The organism is Candidatus Thiodiazotropha endolucinida (assembly GCF_001715975.1).
Taxonomy (GTDB): domain Bacteria; phylum Pseudomonadota; class Gammaproteobacteria; order Chromatiales; family Chromatiaceae; genus Thiodiazotropha; species Thiodiazotropha endolucinida.
On sequence record NZ_MARB01000002.1, the window covers coordinates 173,284 to 192,387 of the forward strand.

At 52.3% G+C, this 19,104-nt stretch carries 13 protein-coding genes; all 13 read left to right on the plus strand.

What is annotated here, in order from left to right:
• Window positions 1–5 precede the first annotated feature (5 nt).
• The 13 genes from CODIS_RS02155 to CODIS_RS02215 all read left to right on the plus strand — a co-directional run bounded on the left by CODIS_RS02155 (window position 6) and on the right by CODIS_RS02215 (window position 19,055).
• Window positions 6–1,079 carry a pilus assembly protein PilM gene (locus CODIS_RS02155; protein WP_069121084.1) on the plus strand — a complete coding sequence of 358 codons (1,074 nt, stop codon included), beginning with the start codon at window positions 6–8 and terminating at the stop codon, window positions 1,077–1,079.
• Window positions 1,079–1,639 carry a PilN domain-containing protein gene (locus tag CODIS_RS02160; protein WP_069121085.1) on the plus strand — a complete coding sequence of 187 codons (561 nt, stop codon included), beginning with the start codon at window positions 1,079–1,081 and terminating at the stop codon, window positions 1,637–1,639. The genes CODIS_RS02155 and CODIS_RS02160 overlap by 1 nt, the downstream gene beginning before the upstream one ends.
• Window positions 1,636–2,241, plus strand: a complete 606-nt coding sequence (locus tag CODIS_RS02165; protein WP_069121086.1) for a type IV pilus inner membrane component PilO — start codon at window positions 1,636–1,638, stop codon at window positions 2,239–2,241. The genes CODIS_RS02160 and CODIS_RS02165 overlap by 4 nt, the downstream gene beginning before the upstream one ends.
• A complete protein-coding gene (locus tag CODIS_RS02170) occupies window positions 2,238–2,777 on the plus strand; it encodes a pilus assembly protein PilP (RefSeq protein ID WP_235615106.1) in 540 nt (179 codons plus the stop codon). The genes CODIS_RS02165 and CODIS_RS02170 overlap by 4 nt, the downstream gene beginning before the upstream one ends.
• A gap of 85 nt (window positions 2,778–2,862) precedes the next feature.
• Window positions 2,863–4,965 (plus strand): type IV pilus secretin PilQ, encoded by a 2,103-nt coding sequence (gene pilQ / locus CODIS_RS02175; protein ID WP_235615107.1) that lies wholly within the window; start codon window positions 2,863–2,865, stop codon window positions 4,963–4,965.
• Window positions 4,966–5,213: 248 nt separating this feature from the next.
• On the plus strand, window positions 5,214–5,735 hold the full coding sequence (gene aroK / locus CODIS_RS02180) for a shikimate kinase AroK (RefSeq protein ID WP_069121088.1): 522 nt from the start codon (window positions 5,214–5,216) through the stop codon (window positions 5,733–5,735).
• A gap of 17 nt (window positions 5,736–5,752) precedes the next feature.
• Entirely contained in the window at window positions 5,753–6,850 is a 1,098-nt protein-coding gene (gene aroB, locus CODIS_RS02185; protein WP_069121089.1) for a 3-dehydroquinate synthase, read from the plus strand.
• A 26-nt stretch (window positions 6,851–6,876) separates the two neighbouring features.
• Window positions 6,877–8,583 (plus strand): AAA family ATPase, encoded by a 1,707-nt coding sequence (locus CODIS_RS02190; protein ID WP_069121090.1) that lies wholly within the window; start codon window positions 6,877–6,879, stop codon window positions 8,581–8,583.
• A 421-nt stretch (window positions 8,584–9,004) separates the two neighbouring features.
• A complete protein-coding gene (gene gltB / locus CODIS_RS02195; RefSeq protein WP_069121091.1) occupies window positions 9,005–13,642 on the plus strand; it encodes a glutamate synthase large subunit in 4,638 nt (1,545 codons plus the stop codon).
• A gap of 2 nt (window positions 13,643–13,644) precedes the next feature.
• A complete protein-coding gene (locus CODIS_RS02200) occupies window positions 13,645–15,096 on the plus strand; it encodes a glutamate synthase subunit beta (RefSeq protein WP_069121092.1) in 1,452 nt (483 codons plus the stop codon).
• A gap of 93 nt (window positions 15,097–15,189) precedes the next feature.
• A complete protein-coding gene (locus CODIS_RS02205) occupies window positions 15,190–17,703 on the plus strand; it encodes a glycogen/starch/alpha-glucan phosphorylase (RefSeq protein WP_069121093.1) in 2,514 nt (837 codons plus the stop codon).
• Window positions 17,700–17,972: a YcgL domain-containing protein gene (locus CODIS_RS02210; RefSeq protein WP_083220504.1), complete on the plus strand. Its 273-nt coding sequence runs from the start codon at window positions 17,700–17,702 to the stop codon at window positions 17,970–17,972. The genes CODIS_RS02205 and CODIS_RS02210 overlap by 4 nt, the downstream gene beginning before the upstream one ends.
• 90 nt (window positions 17,973–18,062) lie before the next feature.
• Window positions 18,063–19,055 carry a thioredoxin fold domain-containing protein gene (locus tag CODIS_RS02215; protein ID WP_069121094.1) on the plus strand — a complete coding sequence of 331 codons (993 nt, stop codon included), beginning with the start codon at window positions 18,063–18,065 and terminating at the stop codon, window positions 19,053–19,055.
• The last annotated feature ends 49 nt before the right edge of the window (window positions 19,056–19,104 follow it).

Here is a 19,104-nt window from a genome sequence, read left to right on the forward strand (position 1 = left end):
ACCGCATGTCACTATTCGGAAGAAAAAAACCGCCTTTGATAGGCATAGATATAAGCTCTACAGCTATCAAGTTGCTGGAGTTGTCCAAAGCTACGGGGCGTAATGGCGCGAGCTACCGGGTAGAGGCCTATGGGGTCGAACCCCTGTCAGGTAACGCTGTCGTCGAAAAGAATATCGCGGAAGTCGATGCTGTTGGTGAGGCGATCCGCGCGGCGGTTCGGCGATCCGGCTCCAGGGCCAAGCATGCAGCGGTAGCGGTATCAGGTTCTGCTGTCATTACCAAGGTCATCTCGATGCCGGCGGCCCTTTCCGACCAGGAGCTGGAAAGCCAAATTCAGCTTGAAGCCGATCAATACATCCCCTATCCCCTGGAAGAGGTCAACCTCGATTTTGAGGTCATCGGCCCTTCTGAGAAAAATGCCGAATTGGTCGATGTGCTGCTGGCCGCATCCCGTAGCGAAAATGTCGACGATCGTGTCGCCGCACTGGAGCTGGCCGGACTCTCCGCCTCGATCGTGGATGTCGAGGCCTATGCCATGGAGAATGCCTGCTCTCAATTGATGGATCAACTGCCTGAGCATGGTGAGGATCAGACGATCGCCATCGCAGACATTGGTGCCACCACAACTACCCTGAATGTCCTGCACAACAACAAGATTATCTATACCCGGGAACAGAATTTCGGTGGCAGGCAACTGACAGAGGAGATCCAGCGACGTTACGGCCTTTCCATCGAAGAGGCCGGCATGGCTAAACGGCAGGGTGGCCTGCCGGACAACTATGTGCCAGAGGTGCTGGATCCGTTCAAAGAGGCCATGGCGCAACAGGTCAGCCGGTCGTTGCAGTTCTTTTTCTCCTCAAGTTCTTATAACAGCGTTGATCACATCATCCTGGCTGGGGGCAGCTCATCCATACCCGGCGTCGACGATCTGATTGAGGAGAAGTTGGGGACCCCGGCATCGGTAGCGAATCCGTTTGCCAATATGTCGGTTTCGTCCAGAGTAAAGCCACAGGCGTTGAGTGCTGATGCACCGGCATTGATGATTGCCTGCGGTCTGGCATTGAGGAGTTTCGACTGATGGCGCGCATAAATCTACTCCCATGGCGTGAAGCGGAGCGCAAAGAGCGCCAGAAGGAATTCGGCTTGATGGTGCTGGCGGGGGCACTGGTAGCTGCCTTTATCGTATTCGGCGTGCATCAGCTCATCCAGAGCCAGATCGATGCCCAGAATACCCGTAACACCTATTTGCAGAAAGAGATCGCTGCTGTAGAGAAAGAGATCCGTGAAATACAGGATCTCGACAAAACCAAGCAAAATCTTCTGGCCAGGATGAATATCATCCAGGAATTGCAGAGTAGCAGACCGCAAATAGTGCATCTCTTCGATGAGGTGGTAACCTCGCTTCCTGATGGTGTTTTTCTCGATGAAATCCAACAGCAGGGGAACAGTGTCACATTTACCGGGCAGGCGCAGTCAAATGCGCGCGTCTCATCCATGATGCGTAATATCGACGACTCTGAATGGCTGGAAAAACCCGCTTTGGTGTTTATCGAGAGTAAAGAGAAGACAGGCACCGGTTACAGCCAGTTTAAGCTGATGGTGAAGCAAACCTCCCAGAATGCGGAGGTGGAAGAATGAGCATTATCGACGATCTCAATGAACTCGATTTCAATAATGTCGGGATTTGGCCAACACCGATTAAACTCGTCGTTGTCGTATTGGCAGCGGTATTGGTCTTGGTTGCCGGTTATTACCTGATTGTCGAGGATGACATAGCAAGCTTGGAAGGTGTGCAGAAAGAGGAGCAGAAACTACGTGCGGATTTCGCCAAAAAACAGAGAAAGGCAGCGAACCTTGATGCCTATCGAAAACAGCTGGAAGAGATGAAGCAGTCTTTCGGTACCATGTTGAGACAGTTGCCTGACAAGACGGAAGTGGCCGAGTTGTTGGTTGATGTGTCCCAGACTGGGTTGGCGTCCGGACTTGAATTCGAGCTCTTCAAGCCGCTGGATGAGGTACCGAGAGAGTTCTATGCAGAACTGCCGATACAGGTCAAGGTGACTGGACAATATCACGAATTTGGCCATTTTATCAGTGGGTTGGCTGCTTTGCCGCGAATTGTGACGATCCACGATATCAAGATAAGCAGGACATCCAAAGAGGATGCAAACGCCGATCTGTTGCTTGAAGCGAAAGCAAAAACATATCGCTACCTCGATGAAGAGGAAGAAGGTCAATGAGTATGCGTATCCTCAACGACAGAATCCTGGTACTGGTTTCCCTTGTGGCTGTCACCGCCCTGTCCGGGTGTGCAAATCCTAATCTTGATGAGTTAAACGGTTTTGTTACGGAGCAAAAATCTAAGCCACCGGAACGTATAGAGCCGCTACCCGAGATCAAGCAGATAGAGACATTCATCTACTCCGATACGGGGCGCCGAAATCCGTTTCTTGATGTCTACGGTGATCAGTCAGAAACGGCGAGCGTTGCAGGGAGTGGGATCAGTCCTGATTTCAATCGGCGTAAAGAGGAGCTTGAGAGCTATCCGTTGGACTCTATTCGGATGGTAGGAACACTGGAGCAAGTCGGGGCCACATGGGGATTGGTGAAGACCAAGGAAGGGACTGTACACAAAGTTAAAAGCGGCAACTATATGGGCCAAAATCATGGTCGTATCCTGCTGATTTCTGAAGACAGAATCGAATTGACTGAGATAGTACAGGATGGTTCTGGTGGGTATATTGAGCGTCAGGCTTCGCTAGCGTTGGCGGAATAGTCAAGAGGAATTCGAGATGAGGGGTTTGCCAATGGCACTCAGACACAATTGGAAAAGTCATTCAGAAATGAGAGCAGCCAGGAGCATGAGGTTCAACGCCGCTATATTGCTCTTGACCCTATGGTGCGCACCGCTGATTGCTTATGCTGAGGCATCTCTCAAATCCATAGAGTTCTCAGCGCTGCCCGGTGATAGGGTTCAAATCTCATTGGGTCTGTCCGCGCCAGTGGATGATCCGGTCAGTTTCACGACTGAAAATCCGGCTCGAATCTCGCTCGACTTTACCGGTGTCAGCAACGACCTGGAATATAAAACCAAGGTTATCGGTGTAGGACCTGCCCACAGCGTTACCGCATTACAGGCGGGTAACCGGACCAGGGTTGTTATCAATCTCACTTCACTAGTGGGATATAATACAGAGGTGCAGGGTTCGGATGTACTGGTCACTCTCGATGTGAGCAATAAGGGGATCGGATCGGGTACGATCACAAAAGCTCCCTCATCTGTCATGCCATCCAGCGGTGGGGCATCAGAGATTCGTACCGACGGTTACGGTATCACCAATATCGATTTTCGACGGGGTGAAGCGGGCGAAGGGCGGGTGATGGTCACATTGACCAATCCCTCAACACCGGTGGATGTTCGGGAAGAGGGCGGCAAGATCGTCGTCGAGGCCTTTAAGACCGAAATCGACGCCTCTCTGGTGCAATCCCTGGATGTTATGGATTTCGCCACACCGATTACCAAGGTAGAGACCAAGCCGGTTGGGGAAAACGTAAGGATCGAGATTTCACCGACCGGTGAGTATGATTACCTGGCATATCAGGCCAACGAGGTGTTTACTGTTGAAGTAAGATCGCTGACGCGTCAGGAAAAAGAGGCCCTGCAAAAAGAGCGCCTGATATTTACGGGTGAGAGGCTCTCGCTCAACTTCCAGGATATTGAAGTCCGTGCTGTCTTGCAATTGCTCGCGGACTTTACCGGTTTGAATCTTGTGACCAGCGACACTGTCGGAGGCCGAATAACCCTGCGCTTGAAAAATGTTCCCTGGGATCAGGCGCTCGATATTATCTTGAAGTCCAAAGGTCTGACCAAGCGTCAAATTGATAATGTGATCATGGTGGCGCCGACGGAAGAGGTGGCGGCGCGGGAGCAGCTGGAGCTCGAATCGCAACAGAAAATCGAGGAGCTGGCGCCGTTGCGTTCCGATTTCATTCAGGTCAATTACGCCAAGGCAGAGGATCTTGCGGCACTGCTGAAAGCTGAGGAAAACCGTCTGATGTCAGATCGTGGCAATGTTACTGTCGACGTCCGCACGAATACCTTGCTTGTCCAGGATACAGTAGCCAAACTCGAAGATATCAGGCGCCTGTTGCAGCGACTCGATATTCCTGTCAGACAGGTACTTATTGAATCGAGAATAGTGATTGCCAACAACGACTTTGCAAAGGACCTGGGAGTAAGATTCGGTGCCAACTTTGATGGCTCATTTGGCGATAACTTTACCCTCACGGCAGGTGCATTACCCGGGCACATCGATAATACCTTCGGTATTGCTCCTGGAATAGAAATTAACAGTGACGGGGAGAATCAAGAGGGATTGATGGTCAATTTGCCTGTTACCGCACCATCAGGTGGATTGAATTTCCTGGTGGGTAAAGTAGGTACCTATCTGCTCCAGCTCGAGCTGACCGCCATGCAGACTGAGGGCCGGGGTGAACTGGTATCAAGTCCCCGGGTAATAACGTCGGATCAAACTCAAGCCACGATAAAACAAGGTGTTGAAATTCCTTATCAGGAAGCAACATCCAGCGGTGCAACAAAGATAGCGTTTAAAGAGGCTCTGCTTAAACTTGATGTAACTCCCCATATCACACCGGATGACAGAGTTAGAATGGATCTGGTCATTAATAAAGACAACCCGGATTTTTCCAGGGCTGTTTTGGGTGTTCCCCCCATCGATACGAGGGAGATTGAGACCACTGTACTGGTGGATAACGGTGAAACTGTCGTGCTGGGCGGTGTTTTCGAAAGAAATAAAACGAATAATACGGAGAAGGTCCCGTTCTTTGGGGATATTCCTTATGCGGGCGTCCTTTTCAGACGGAATGAAAGAATAGACAACAACAATGAGCTGTTGATATTCGTTACACCTAAGATACTCAAGGAGACATTGACAGTTCGCTGATAGTCTTTCGAGATCAATCATCAAGGCGCACCAGGCGGTGCGCCTTTTTTTATTTGGAGTAATTGTAACTGTTTGAGATACTTCGCTATATACTCAATGTGTCCCATCGCCTGGAAGGCTTGACTGCATACACGCAGTTTAGTTGTTTATGACGAGATAATTAAACTATGGGCAGTGCAGCTTCCCCTGAACAAGATAATATCTGTTTTAAGCGGTCTTATAACGTTGAAGTCTGCATCAGGTAAACTATGCGTATACAAAATCTCTTTCTAATCGGTCCAATGGGTGCGGGAAAAACCACTGTGGGCAGGCAGCTTGCAGAGTTTTTTCATAAGGATTTTGTCGATTCCGACCATGAGATTCAGCGCAGAACCGGTGTCGACATCCCAACGATTTTTGAATTTGAGGGTGAGAGTGGATTTCGTCATCGGGAGAGTGCCGTGATCGATGAATTGACTGCGCGAGAGGGGGTCGTGTTGGCTACGGGTGGCGGTGTTATCATGCGAGAACAGAATCGCAAACTGCTCTCGGCTCGAGGTGTTGTAGTCTATTTGCACTGCTCGGTCCGCCAGCAATACGAGCGTACCCATAGAGATAAAAACAGGCCGTTGCTGAGTACTCCCGATCCTAAGGGCAGGCTAAACGAGCTGATGGCAGTGCGGGACCCGCTCTACAGAGAGACAGCCGACATTGTCGTCAGTACCGAGGGGCGAAATACACAATCGGTCGTTCAGGATATCCGCAAACTGATTGAAAAGATGAAACATTGAAGTCAAAGACAGGATTAATGATATTGAGTAAATGCGAATCTAAACTGGATGTGGATCTTGGTGAAAGAAGCTATCCGATTTTCATCGGTGAGGGGATTTATGCCGATGCAAGCTATTACAGGAAATATATCTCGGGCAGCCAGGTTATGGTTGTCACCAATGAAACAATTGCCCCGCTCTACCTGGATAAGACAACAGAAGCCCTGTCAGACTATGAATTAAAGACCTGCATACTGCCTGATGGAGAGGAGTTCAAAACACTAGAGGTCCTTAACCGGATTTATACCGCACTTTTAAAAGGACATTTTACGAGAAGATCCACCTTGGTTGCCCTCGGCGGTGGCGTGATTGGCGATATGACCGGCTTCGCTGCTGCGACTTATCAGCGGGGCGTGGAATTTATTCAAGTTCCTACCACGCTGCTATCACAGGTCGATTCATCTGTCGGCGGCAAAACAGGTGTCAACCATCTCCTCGGAAAGAACATGATCGGTGCGTTCTACCAACCGCAGCTGGTGCTGGCGGATACTTCAACCCTGAATACGTTGGATGACAGACAACTCTCATCGGGACTGGCTGAGGTGATCAAATACGGTTTAATCGTCGATGCCGAGTTTTTTAGCTGGCTTGAGGAGAACATGGATGCTTTGCTTGCCCGTGATCCGGGGTCTCTTGCCTATGCCATTGAAAGATCCTGCAGGTGCAAAACTGATGTTGTTGAAGCCGATGAGAAAGAAGCGGGACAACGTGCTTTACTCAATTTAGGACACACATTTGGCCATGCCATAGAAACAGGTATGGGTTATGGCGAGTGGTTGCACGGCGAAGCTGTTGCGACAGGTATGTGTATGGCGGCGGACCTGTCGAGGCGAGAGGGGTGGATATCGGAGCAATCGTGCGACCGCATTTACCGATTGATAGAAAGGGCTAAACTTCCAATAGAGCCACCCGTTGAACTCTCGGTTGATCGGTTTCTTGAATTGATGGCAGTCGATAAAAAAGTATTGGATGGTCGTCTGCGACTGGTGCTCTTGAAAGAGATCGGCAGCTCTTTGGTAACGGATGATTTTAAGATGCATAATCTGAATGAAACCTTGTCTCAATACGGTAGTTGATAGCCTCTTCAAGGGGGATTTCTGGCATGTCTGACGCCAATGATTTTTTTTCCACATCGGAAGTGAGCGCACGCCTTGATCTGGTGCGTCATTTAATAGAGAACAGTGAGTTGGTTCCGCTGGTCAGAGGACCATCCGGTATCGGTAAGACGTTACTTGCCACGAGGCTCCAGCAGTTGGCGCCGGAAAACTGGTCAGTGTGCCATTTTGATGCCGACCCCACCATGCAGCCAGAACGCCTGTTGGCAACCATCGCTCGATGTAGCGGATTGCCGGATATCGCCGGCGAATTGCTGCAACGACTCGTGGACAGGTTTGGAATATTGCGGAAACGGGGGCGGATTCCTGTATTGCTCGTGGATGATGCGCATATGTTGCCGCCAACGAGCCTGATTACATTGCTGCGTCTTTTCGAAAGACAACTGGACGGGGTGCGTCTGGTCAGTATTGTGTTGTTTGCTGATGAACAGATCGACCTGCTCCTTTCGACCCCTCAATTACAGGTTATGTCGCCCCAGGCGATCCAGGTCATCGACCTGCCGGTGATGACGCGCCAGGAGGCGGCGGCCTACATGCAGTTTCTGCTTAAGAATGAAGGTCTCTCGGAAAATCTGGCCTTGGATGATGTTAAGTTGAACCGAATATACAGGGAGACAAGGGGTAATCCCGGCCTGCTGGCCTCCGCAATCCTCAATGCGGTGGGTGAAAATGGCAATGATGAGAGAGAGGGTTCCTTTTTAAGCGGTTATAAAAAGCAGTTACTTATCGGTGGCCTGCCACTGTTGATTGTTGTGTTGCTGTTCATTTGGCTGATCTCTTCTCTTATTGAGCCTGAATCCGAGGCGCCCCCCGCCAGACAGGTTGAGAATAGGATCGAACCGCTGCCCGCTCCTGCAGCACTGCCTCAGTCGCAAATACAGATGCCTGAGGTGACTCAAACAGAAGCGGCCCCCGCCCCGGTGGTAGAGAGCGCAGCCGTACAAAACCTGGATGCGAAGTCTCAAGCCCCCGAAAAGACGATTGAATCAATTGATGAATCAGTAACGACCGCCAAGCTGGATGTTGTAACCGACTCAGTGGTGGAAAACAGCGCATCGCCATCCGCCGTTCCTGTACTGGAGGAGAGCACCGCAAGCGAAAACAGGGATGAGTTCGCGGCAGTGCAGGGAATTAAAGAAACGCCTGCAGAGATAGAAGTTGAATCTGAGCAGTTGGCAAAATCGGATCAGCCTATCGTTGCTGATATGGTTGAAACTAGTGACATGCAACACCAACCTGAGACGCCCGGTAGGCAGCCTGTTGCTGAAATCAACTCCCAGCCAGTCGCAGAGGGACGGATTACAGATAACGGCGTAGAATCCAAAACATCAGCGGAAACCCCTATCGCAGCGGTCGAGGAGCTGGTTGAGCCTTCTGGGTCAGCGGAAGAGGCGGGCGGGGATACTGCCGCAATATGGGTTATGTCGCGTTCAGCGGATAACTATACGTTACAGTTGATAGCGGTTGAAAACCTGGCTTCATTGCAACGTTATATCGATTCAAACAGTCTGACTGGTAAGACCCATACTCTTCAGATGACCCGAAATGGGAAGCCCTTGTATGCACTATTATGGGGCGAGTTTCCGGATCGTGTGAGTGCGCAAAAAGCTGTTTCTGCACTGCCGTCAAGGGTTCAGAAAACAGGTGTATGGGCGCGTAGCTTTGCATCACTGAAACAGTCAATGGCCCGATGATTGTATGATTTAGGTTCGTATTTTTATCCAGTTAAGCATTTTTTGCTGTGTTCTGAACGCCGCTGTTAATAAATCCGGCCAATTGTGCGTGATTTTAACTGCTTGATATTATTGCAATTGTCTGCAAGTCTGGCGGTCATGGTGATCTAGGTTGATTGTGATACGCCTGGATCGATCCTTTAACGGCCGTGATCCGATTCAGAACTAGCTTGAGAGGAGATTCTCAAGTATCCTACGATGTTCTGTGTCTTCGAGTGCTTCGACCGCGACTGCTCCACACTCCTTCAGGATTATGACCGGTCGAGGCCACTTGATGTAAGCCAGCGACCTGACGGGTTGCTGTGTACTCCTTGATCAGGTTATTGCATAACCCTCGGTGCGGTGTCGGCCAAACTGGGGCGTGTTAAATGAGGTTTGCGTAATGAGCCATGGTGCTTTACCACCGAAACAGGGACTATATGATCCCGCCAATGAACATGACGCCTGTGGTGTTGGATTTGTTGCCAATATCAAAGGTGTGAAAAGCCACGATACGGTACGCCAGGGCCTGGAAATACTTGATCGCCTTACCCACCGTGGTGCTGTCGGGGCCGATCCAAAAGCTGGCGATGGGGCAGGTATACTGCTGCAGATTCCCGATGCCTTTTTCCGTGGTGTGGTTGATTTCGAGTTGCCGCCGGAAGGTGACTATGCCATTGGCATGGTTTTCTTACCGCAAAATGCAGCAAGCCGTGACGAGTGTGAAGAGACTATCGAGTCCTTCATCGCGAACGAAGGGCAACGACTGATCGGCTGGCGTGATGTGCCGGTCAAAAACAGTGGCTTGGGTGAAAGCGTTATTCCCACTGAGCCTGGGGTGCGACAGGTTTTCGTTGCCCGTGGCGATAATTGCAAAGATCAGGATGTCTTCGAGCGTAAGTTGTTTGTAATCCGCAAACAGATCGAGAATCGAATCAGGCAGGCTGAAATGGAGGGAGGTAGTAGCTTCTACTTCACTTCATTCTCATCCAGGACTCTGGTCTACAAGGGGATGCTTCTGGCAAACCAGGTCGGTGAATACTATCTCGATCTGCAGGATGAGCGCATGCAGTCGGCCCTGGCCCTGGTGCATCAGCGATTTTCCACCAACACCTTCCCGACCTGGGATCTGGCCCACCCATTTCGCATGATTGCGCACAATGGGGAGATCAATACCCTGCGCGGCAATGTCAACTGGATGCGAGCGCGTAAGAATTCCATGGCCTCCGAGGTCCTGGGTGAGGATCTGGAGAAGATCTGGCCATTGATCCCGGAGGGTCAATCCGACTCGGCCTGTTTCGACAATGCACTGGAGTTACTGGTTGCCGGCGGCTATTCGCTGGCCAATGCCATGATGATGCTGATCCCTGAAGCCTGGGGCGGCAACAAATTGATGGATAATCAGCGGCGTGCCTTCTATGAATTTCATGCTGCGTTGATGGAGCCCTGGGATGGCCCGGCAGCCGTGGCATTTACCGATGGCCGTCAGATTGGCGCAACCCTGGATCGCAACGGTCTGCGTCCCGCCCGTTACCTGATTACTGACGATGATCTGGTGGTTATGGCCTCCGAGATGGGTGTGCTGGACATACCGGAAGAGAAAATCGTAAAAAAATGGCGCCTGCAGCCGGGCAAGATGTTCCTCATCGACCTGGAACAGGGACGCATTATCGACGATGGCGAGATCAAAGCCGAGCTCGCCACCGCCAAACCCTATCAGGATTGGCTGGATCAAACCCAGATCCATCTCGATTCACTGCCCTCTGATGTGGCCCCGATGGCCCCTGATGACGAGGACCTGCTCGATGCACAGCAGGCCTTTGGCTATAGCCAGGAGGATATAAAATTTCTCCTGACACCGATGGTGTTGACGGGACAGGAGGCGACTGGTTCCATGGGGGCGGATAATCCACCTTCTGTACTTTCCCTGCGGGCCAAACACCTGTCGACCTATTTCAAGCAGAACTTTGCCCAGGTGACCAATCCGCCCATTGATCCGATCCGGGAAGAACTGGTGATGTCACTGGTCAGTCTGATCGGGCCCAGGCCGAATCTGTTGAATATGGCGGATGCCGGCGATCACATGCGATTGGAGGTCTCACAACCGGTGCTGACCAATGAGGATCTGGAGCGCATACGCCATATCGAAGACAACACCGGTGGCGCTTTCAGAACCAAAACCCTGAATATCGTCTATCCATCAATGAGCGGTGTCGAGGGGATGAAGCCGGCACTTACAAGGCTCTGTGAGATGGCAGAGCAGAACGTGCGAGAGGGTTACAATATCCTGATTCTGTCTGATCGCAGGGTGGATGCGGATAATATCGCCATACCGGCACTGCTAGCCACTTCGGCTGTGCATCATCACCTGATACGCAAAGGCCTGCGGACAGAATCGGGTCTGGTGATCGAAACCGGTTCAGCCCTGGAAGTACACCACTTCGCCACCCTGGCGGGTTATGGCGCAGAGGCAGTCAACCCCTACCTGGCCTTCGATACGATTCAGGCGCTGTTACCCTCCTTGAGCGAGCCGCTGGCGTTTGCCGAAGCCCAGAGACGCTATATCAAAGCGGTGGGCAAGGGTCTGAAAAAGGTCATGTCCAAGATGGGCATTTCAACCTATCAATCCTATTGCGGCGCGCAGATCTTTGATGCGGTGGGTCTTTCCAGCAACTTCATCGATGCCTATTTTACCGGTACCACAACGACTATCGAGGGTGCCGACCTGAATGAGATCGCCTCTGAGGCGGTCAAATGGCACGACAAGGCCTATGGCGATCAGCTGATATACAAGAAGCATCTCGATGTGGGTGGCGACTATGCCTACAGATTGCGGGGTGAAGATCACAACTGGACACCGGACACCATCGCAAAAATACAGCATGCGGTGCGCAGTAATGATTGGGACACCTATCAGTCCTTTGCCGATGCGATCAATAGCCAGAACGAGATTCTGTTGACGCTTAGGGGCCTTTTCGAGTTCAAGCGGGTGGAGCAGCCCCTGTCTCTGGACGAAGTGGAGCCTGCAAGCGAGATTGTCAAGCGATTCGCCACCGGCGCCATGTCCTTCGGCTCGATATCCTACGAGGCCCACTCGACCCTGGCCAAGGCGATGAACGCTATCGGCGGTAAATCCAATACCGGCGAGGGTGGTGAGGAACCGGAGCGTTTCAATCCTCTTGAGGACGGCAGCAGGAATCCCGAACGATCGGCCATCAAGCAGGTTGCATCCGGCCGATTCGGTGTGACCACCGAGTATCTTGTCAACTCGGATGATATCCAGATCAAGATGGCGCAGGGTGCCAAGCCTGGTGAAGGTGGGCAGCTACCAGGTCACAAGGTCAATCAGCAGATTGCCCGGGTGCGTCACTCCACGCCAGGGGTGGGCCTGATCTCACCGCCGCCTCACCACGATATCTATTCCATCGAGGATTTGGCACAGCTGATTCATGATCTGAAAAACGTTAATCCCAACGCGCGTATCTCGGTCAAGCTGGTCTCGGAGGTGGGCGTCGGAACCGTTGCCGCGGGTGTCTCCAAGGCCCATGCGGACCATGTGACGATTTCGGGTTATGACGGTGGCACCGGCGCCAGTCCGCTGACCTCGATCAAGCATGCCGGTTCGCCCTGGGAGATCGGCTTGGCTGAGACCCACCAGACTCTGGTGCTGAACAGGCTGCGTGGGCGCATTTCGGTTCAGGCTGACGGGGGTATGCGAACCGGCCGGGATGTGGTTGTCGCAGCCATGCTCGGGGCTGATGAGATCGGTTTCGCCACTGCGCCCTTGATTGCCGAGGGATGTCTGATGATGCGGAAATGTCATCTCAACACCTGTCCGGTGGGCATTGCCACCCAGGATCCGGAGTTACGCAAGCGTTTCACCGGCAAGCCTGAGCATGTCATCAACTACTTCTTCTTTGTCGCCGAAGAGGCACGCAGGCTGATGGCGGAACTCGGTTTCAGGACCTGGAATGAAATGGTTGGTCAGAGCGACCGCCTCGACATGCGTAAGGCGATCAATCATTGGAAAGCTAAGGGGCTCGACTACAGTCGTTTGCTGGCTAAACCGCAAGCGGGACCGGATGTTGCTCTGTTCAACTGCGAAACGCAGGATCATGGACTCGACAGGGCCATGGACCTTGAGCTGATCAAACGCGCTCAACCTGCCCTGGAAAAAGGTGAGGCTGTGAAGATTGAGATCGATATCCATAACTACAATCGAACCTTCGGCACCATGTTGTCTGGCAGGGTGGCGGAAAGGTACGGCCATAAAGGATTGCCGGATGACACGATCTATATCAAAGCCAGCGGTACGGCTGGACAATCCTTCGGTGCCTGGGCAGCCAAAGGTGTCACCATTGAGCTGGCCGGAGAAGGCAATGATTACGTGGGCAAGGGCCTCTCGGGTGGGCGCCTGGTAATCTATCCGCCGGAAAATGCCGGTATCGGCAAGGCGGAAGAGAATATCATCGTCGGTAATACCGTGCTCTATGGTGGCATCAGCGGTGAATGTTATTTCCGAGGTGTCGCCGGGGAGCGCTTCTGTGTACGCAACTCGGGTGTCACGGCGGTCATAGAAGGTGTCGGTGATCACGGTTGTGAATATATGACCGGCGGTGTGGTGGTCTGTCTCGGATCTACCGGTCGCAACTTTGCCGCGGGTATGTCCGGCGGTATCGCCTATGTGTTGGATGAAACAGGCGACTTCAGTGAACGCTGCAATATGGCACAGGTGGAACTGGAGCCGATCGAGGAGGAGGATGATGCCCTCGAAGCCCTGGATCACCAGGGGGGAGACCTGGAGAGCCACGGTCTGGTGGATCTCAGTCGTGATATGACACGCTATGATGCTTTGCGCCTGAAGCAGCTGATAGAACGCCATCTGCACTACACCAATTCGGAGGTTGCCAAGCGAATTCTCAATAACTGGGATAGCATGCTGCCGAAGTTTGTTAAGGTCATGCCGGTAGAGTATCGACGTGCATTGAAAGAGATGCAGGCACAACACGTCGATGCAACCGCCAGTCAGGGGAGTCATTAGAGATGGGGAAACCAACAGGTTTTAAAGAGATTGTTCGACAGGACAGGACTTATGCACCCGTAGCGGATCGTATCATCCACTACAATGAGTTCGTAATACCGCTGAGCGAGGAGAACGTCAGCCAGCAGGGTGCACGTTGCATGGACTGCGGCATTCCCTTTTGTCATGAAGGATGCCCGGTAAACAATATCATTCCCGACTGGAACGACCTGGTCTACCGTGGCGACTGGCGTGCAGCGATCGATGTCCTGCACAGCACCAATAACTTTCCTGAATTCACCGGGCGCATCTGTCCTGCACCCTGTGAAGCTGCCTGTACCCTGAACCTTGAAGATGAGCCAGTCACAATCAAGACCATCGAGTACAGCATTATCGAGAAGGCCTGGAGCGAGGGTTGGGTCAAGCCCCAGATCGCCGATCACAAAAGCGGCAAGCGTATTGCGGTTGTCGGGTCCGGGCCGGCAGGGATGGCCGCTGCGCAGCAGCTCGCCAGGGCGGGACACGCAGTTGTGCTGTTTGAAAAACAGAACCGGATCGGCGGGCTGTTACGCTATGGCATCCCTGACTTCAAACTCGATAAAAAGGTGATCGATCGCCGTATGGCCCAGATGCGGACAGAAGGAGTCGAGTTCAAGACAAGCATCCATGTGGGTGTCGATATTCCCAGTAAACAGTTACTGGATGACTTTGATGCCATTCTGTTGACCGGTGGCTCCGAAAAGCCCCGTGACCTGCCGATGCCCGGGCGTGAATTGAATGGTGTTCATTTTGCGATGGATTTCCTGCGCAGTAATAGCCATCGTGTTCAGGGCGATAAGGTGGATAACTTCATCTCCGCAGAAGGCAAGCATGTTGTTGTCATCGGTGGCGGTGATACCGGGTCTGACTGTATCGGTACATCCAATCGGCATGGCGCGGCTTCGGTCACCCAGCTGGAGATTCTGCCGCAACCCCCTGAAAAGGAGAACAAGGGCACCACTTGGCCGAATTGGCCAAATAAAATGCGTACCTCAAGCTCTCAGGAAGAGGGGTGTGAGCGTATGTGGCAGGTTGCCACCAAGGCATTCCTCGATGACGGCGAAGGCAATCTTGCAGGCGTGCGATGCGTCAAGGTTGAATGGGAAAAGGATGAGAACGGCAGCTGGAAAATGAGTGAAGTCGCCGATTCCGAGTTCGAGCTTAAGGCTGATCTGGTGACCCTGGCAATGGGTTTTGTCCATCCGGTTCATGAAGGCATGATCGAAGAGCTGGGTGTGGAGCTGGATGGTCGTGGCAACATCAAGGCTGATACGGATGGTGCAAACGCCTATAAGACTTCCATCGACGGCGTGTTCGTTGCCGGTGATATGCGTCGCGGCCAATCCCTGGTGGTGTGGGCGATCCGGGAGGGACGCCAGGCTGCAAGAGCTGTGGATGAATATCTAATGGGTACCACCGATCTGCCGCGCTGGTAATGTCTAGGGCCGATTGGATGAGTGTTAACAGGCCCTAGCTGAAAACCGGTGTGAATGGCGCACACCGGGTTGCGAAATTTCGTGGAGAGCACTATGCCGAACAGAGAGAGCTCCGCTGCCGAGTCGAAGAAACAGACCTGCAACCCACTGGCTCCTTTGCCCCCGCTGGGCATGGATGCAGAGGCCATCTCATTCGATTTTCGCCGCTACTTCGCCCACACACTGGGACGAGACGATCACTGCACGTCCAGTCACTATCCCTATAAAGCCCTGGCGCTGGCGGTTCGGGACCGATTGATTGAGCGTTGGAAACGCACCCGTTCCACCTACGAGAACGACGACTGCAAACGTACCTTCTATCTCTCGCTGGAGTTTCTCATGGGGCGTACCCTGAGCAACGCAATACTCAATCTGGACGTCAGTGAAGAGGTCAACCGGGCATTTATCGACTTGGGTATCAATCTGGATGATATTCGCGGGAGTGAACCCGATGCCGGGCTCGGTAATGGTGGTCTGGGGCGTCTCGCCGCCTGTTTTCTCGACAGCTGCGCAACGCTTGAACTGCCAGTGCGGGGGTATGGGCTGCGTTATGAATATGGCATGTTCCGTCAGCACATTGCCAACGGCTATCAGATTGAGGATCCCGATCTCTGGCTGCGGGACGGCAACCCCTGGGAGCTTGAGCGTCCCGAGTATACACAACGTATAAAATTTTGCGGCCATACTGAACATATCAACGGTTCCGTACGTTGGGTCGATACCCAGGATGTGTTGGCAGTCCCCTATGACCTGCCGGTGCCCGGTTATCGCAACGGCACCGTCAATACCCTGCGCTTGTGGAAAGCGGCAGCCACGGATGAATTCAATCTGGAAGAGTTCAATGCCGGCAGTTATACCGAGGCGGTTGAGGCAAAGAATGATGCTGAGCACATTACCATGGTGCTCTACCCGAACGATGCCAGTGAGAATGGCAAGGAACTGAGGCTGCGTCAGCAGTACTTCCTGGCGTCCGCGAGTATTAAGGATGTCATCCGCGAGTGGAAGGAGAATCACGGCAGCTTCGATGATTTCGCCGACAAGAACTGTTTTCAGCTCAACGACACCCATCCCAGCGTCTCTGTTGCTGAATTGATGCGTCAACTGATGGACGAGCAAGGCCTGTCTTGGGATCAGGCCTGGATGATTACCGGCAGCACCATGGCCTATACCAACCATACGCTTCTGCCCGAGGCGCTTGAGCGCTGGCCGGTAAAGTTGTTCGAGTGTCTGCTGCCCAGGTTGCTGGAGATCATCTACGAAATCAATGCCCGCTTCCTCAGTGAGGTGGCCCTGCGCTGGCCGGGCGATACCGACCGCTTGCGGCGGATGTCGATCATCGAAGAGGGCCAGACGTCGATGGTGCGTATGGCCTATCTGGCCATCGTCGGCAGTTTCTCCGTCAATGGAGTTGCCGCGCTGCATACCGAGTTGTTGAAGCAGGGGCTGTTCCATGACTTCTACGAATTCTGGCCACAGCGCTTCAACAATAAAACCAACGGCGTCACCCCGAGGCGTTGGCTTGCCGCGTGCAACCCGGGTCTGCGCCGACTGCTCGATGAGACAGTAGGCAATGGTTGGATCTCTGATCTGCCGGCTCTCGAGCAGTTGGTAACCCATGCTGAGAATGTCTCATTCCAACGCAAGTGGCAGCAGGTGAAACGGGAGAACAAGCAGCGCCTGGCGGATTTGGTGAAGATCGATTGCAACGTGGGCTTTGACTGTGATGCCATGTTTGATGTGCAGGTGAAGCGTATCCATGAGTATAAACGCCAGTTACTGAATATCCTCCATGTCATCCACCTCTACAATCGTATCAAGGCGGGTGACACAAAAAACTGGACCAAGCGCTGTGTGCTGATCGGTGGTAAGGCGGCCCCCGGTTATCAAATGGCCAAACTTATCATCAAGCTTGTCAACAGTGTCGCCAGGGTGGTGAACAATGACTACCAGGTGGGAGATCTATTGAAGGTCGCTTTTCTACCCAATTACCGGGTTTCAGCGATGGAGGTGATCGCTCCGGGTAGCGACCTGTCGGAGCAGATCTCCACTGCCGGCAAAGAGGCGTCCGGTACCGGCAATATGAAGTTTATGATGAACGGCGCAGTGACAATCGGCACACTGGATGGTGCCAATATTGAGATCCTCGAAGAGGTCGGCGAATCCAACTTCATTCTATTTGGCCTTACCAGCGAGGAAGTGGAGGCAATGCGCCATCATTATATGCCCAACCGAATTATCGATCAGGACAGTGATTTTAAACGGGTGATGCAACTACTGGAGAGTGGCTACTTCAACCAGTTCGAGCCCGGTATTTTCGATCCTGTTATCGAGTCGATACGCAATCCCTACGATCCCTGGATGACGGCCGCTGATTTCCGTAGTTACATCGACGCTCAGGAAAAGGCGGCAAAAGCCTATCTCGACCAGAGGCAGTGGATCCGTATGAGCATAGTGAATAGCGCAAAGAGCGGCCGCTTCTCCACTGACCGAACAATCCAGGAGTACAATCGGGATATCTGGCGTTTGAATCAGACGTCGATTCCATCCGTTATTGAAGACGTACAGTGACTGAGTCCGGGCTGCCCTGCTGGATCTATCGTAGCCCCCGCAAGGATGAGATGTACCTGTACATCACCAGGGAAGATGATTTCTCCTGTGTGCCCGAAGCCCTGCTGCAGCGTTTCGGTAATCCAGTGCGGGTCATGGAGATAACCTTGACTGAGCAGCGAACGCTTGCTCGTGAGGATATTAGGTTGGTGATGGCCAATTTGATTTCCCAGGGTTTTCATCTTCAGATGCCCCCTAAGATGGACGTCGATCTCTACCTCGGGGATTGATTCGATCCGCTATCCTGAGTTGATACTTCGTAGTACCATAGTAGAGCGGAAATGGACTCAACGGATTATTTATAGGGAGATATGCCCGCTATGAAAAGCATCATTGCAGTTACCAGTTTTCTATTTTCTATATTATTCACATCACCATCATGGGCACTCAGTGCAGTTGAGTATAAAAACCTCGCCGATGGTATTTCATCAGACGAGATGATTGTCTACGAATCGACCGGTAAATTGCGCCACATTACGGTGTTTACAGATATTGATTGCGGTTACTGCAGAAAGCTACACAGCGAAGTGCCGGCATTGAATGCATCCGGTGTGGATGTTCGTTATGTCGCATACCCTCGTGCTGGAATTGGATCGGACAGCTTTAAAAAGTATGTCTCTGTATATTGCGCGGACAACCCGAAGAAGGCGCTGACTAACGCTAAGATGGGGATGCTGTTGAAACCGGCGGATTGTGATAATCCGGTGGAAGAAAACTACCGGTTTGGAAAAAGATTGGCAGTCAACGGCACACCAATGATAGTGATCGATGACGGTTCGGTCGTCAGCGGTTATTTGTCTGCGCGCAAGCTGTTACGCCGAATGAAGGTTGGCTACGTTTCGCCGCCAAAAGGGAGTGAAATGTTCCCGAAAGTTGCAGCAACACGCATTTCGCCAGAGCAGTATTTGATAATAAACGAGGCGCACCTGTACACCAGGCCGGATACACGTATGCAGTCGATGGGTACGATGCAACCCGATGTTGTGCACAAGTTCAGCTTGGAAATTGAAATAGATGGTGAACGATGGTTGGGTTTCAGAAAAGGTGGCAGTCAATACTACACACAAGCAAACAACCTGCGGCTGATTCCAAGTGTAGCGACACAGTCGATAAAATCGAAAAAGTATGCAGCGGTCAGACCAACGGCTTTGTATATTTCGCCGGACAAATCGGCTAAGAAAATGGCTGATATGCCGGCGAGGAGTTACTTTCGTTTCAATCTTGAGGTTAGGAACGAGAACGGACGATGGCTGGGTTTTAGTCGAAATGGAATAAAATATTATGCACCGGCTGCTGATCTCGAGGAGATATAATTAATCGAGTGTAAAAGTTCAGCGGGTCTGCTCGACAGGCCGCAGAATG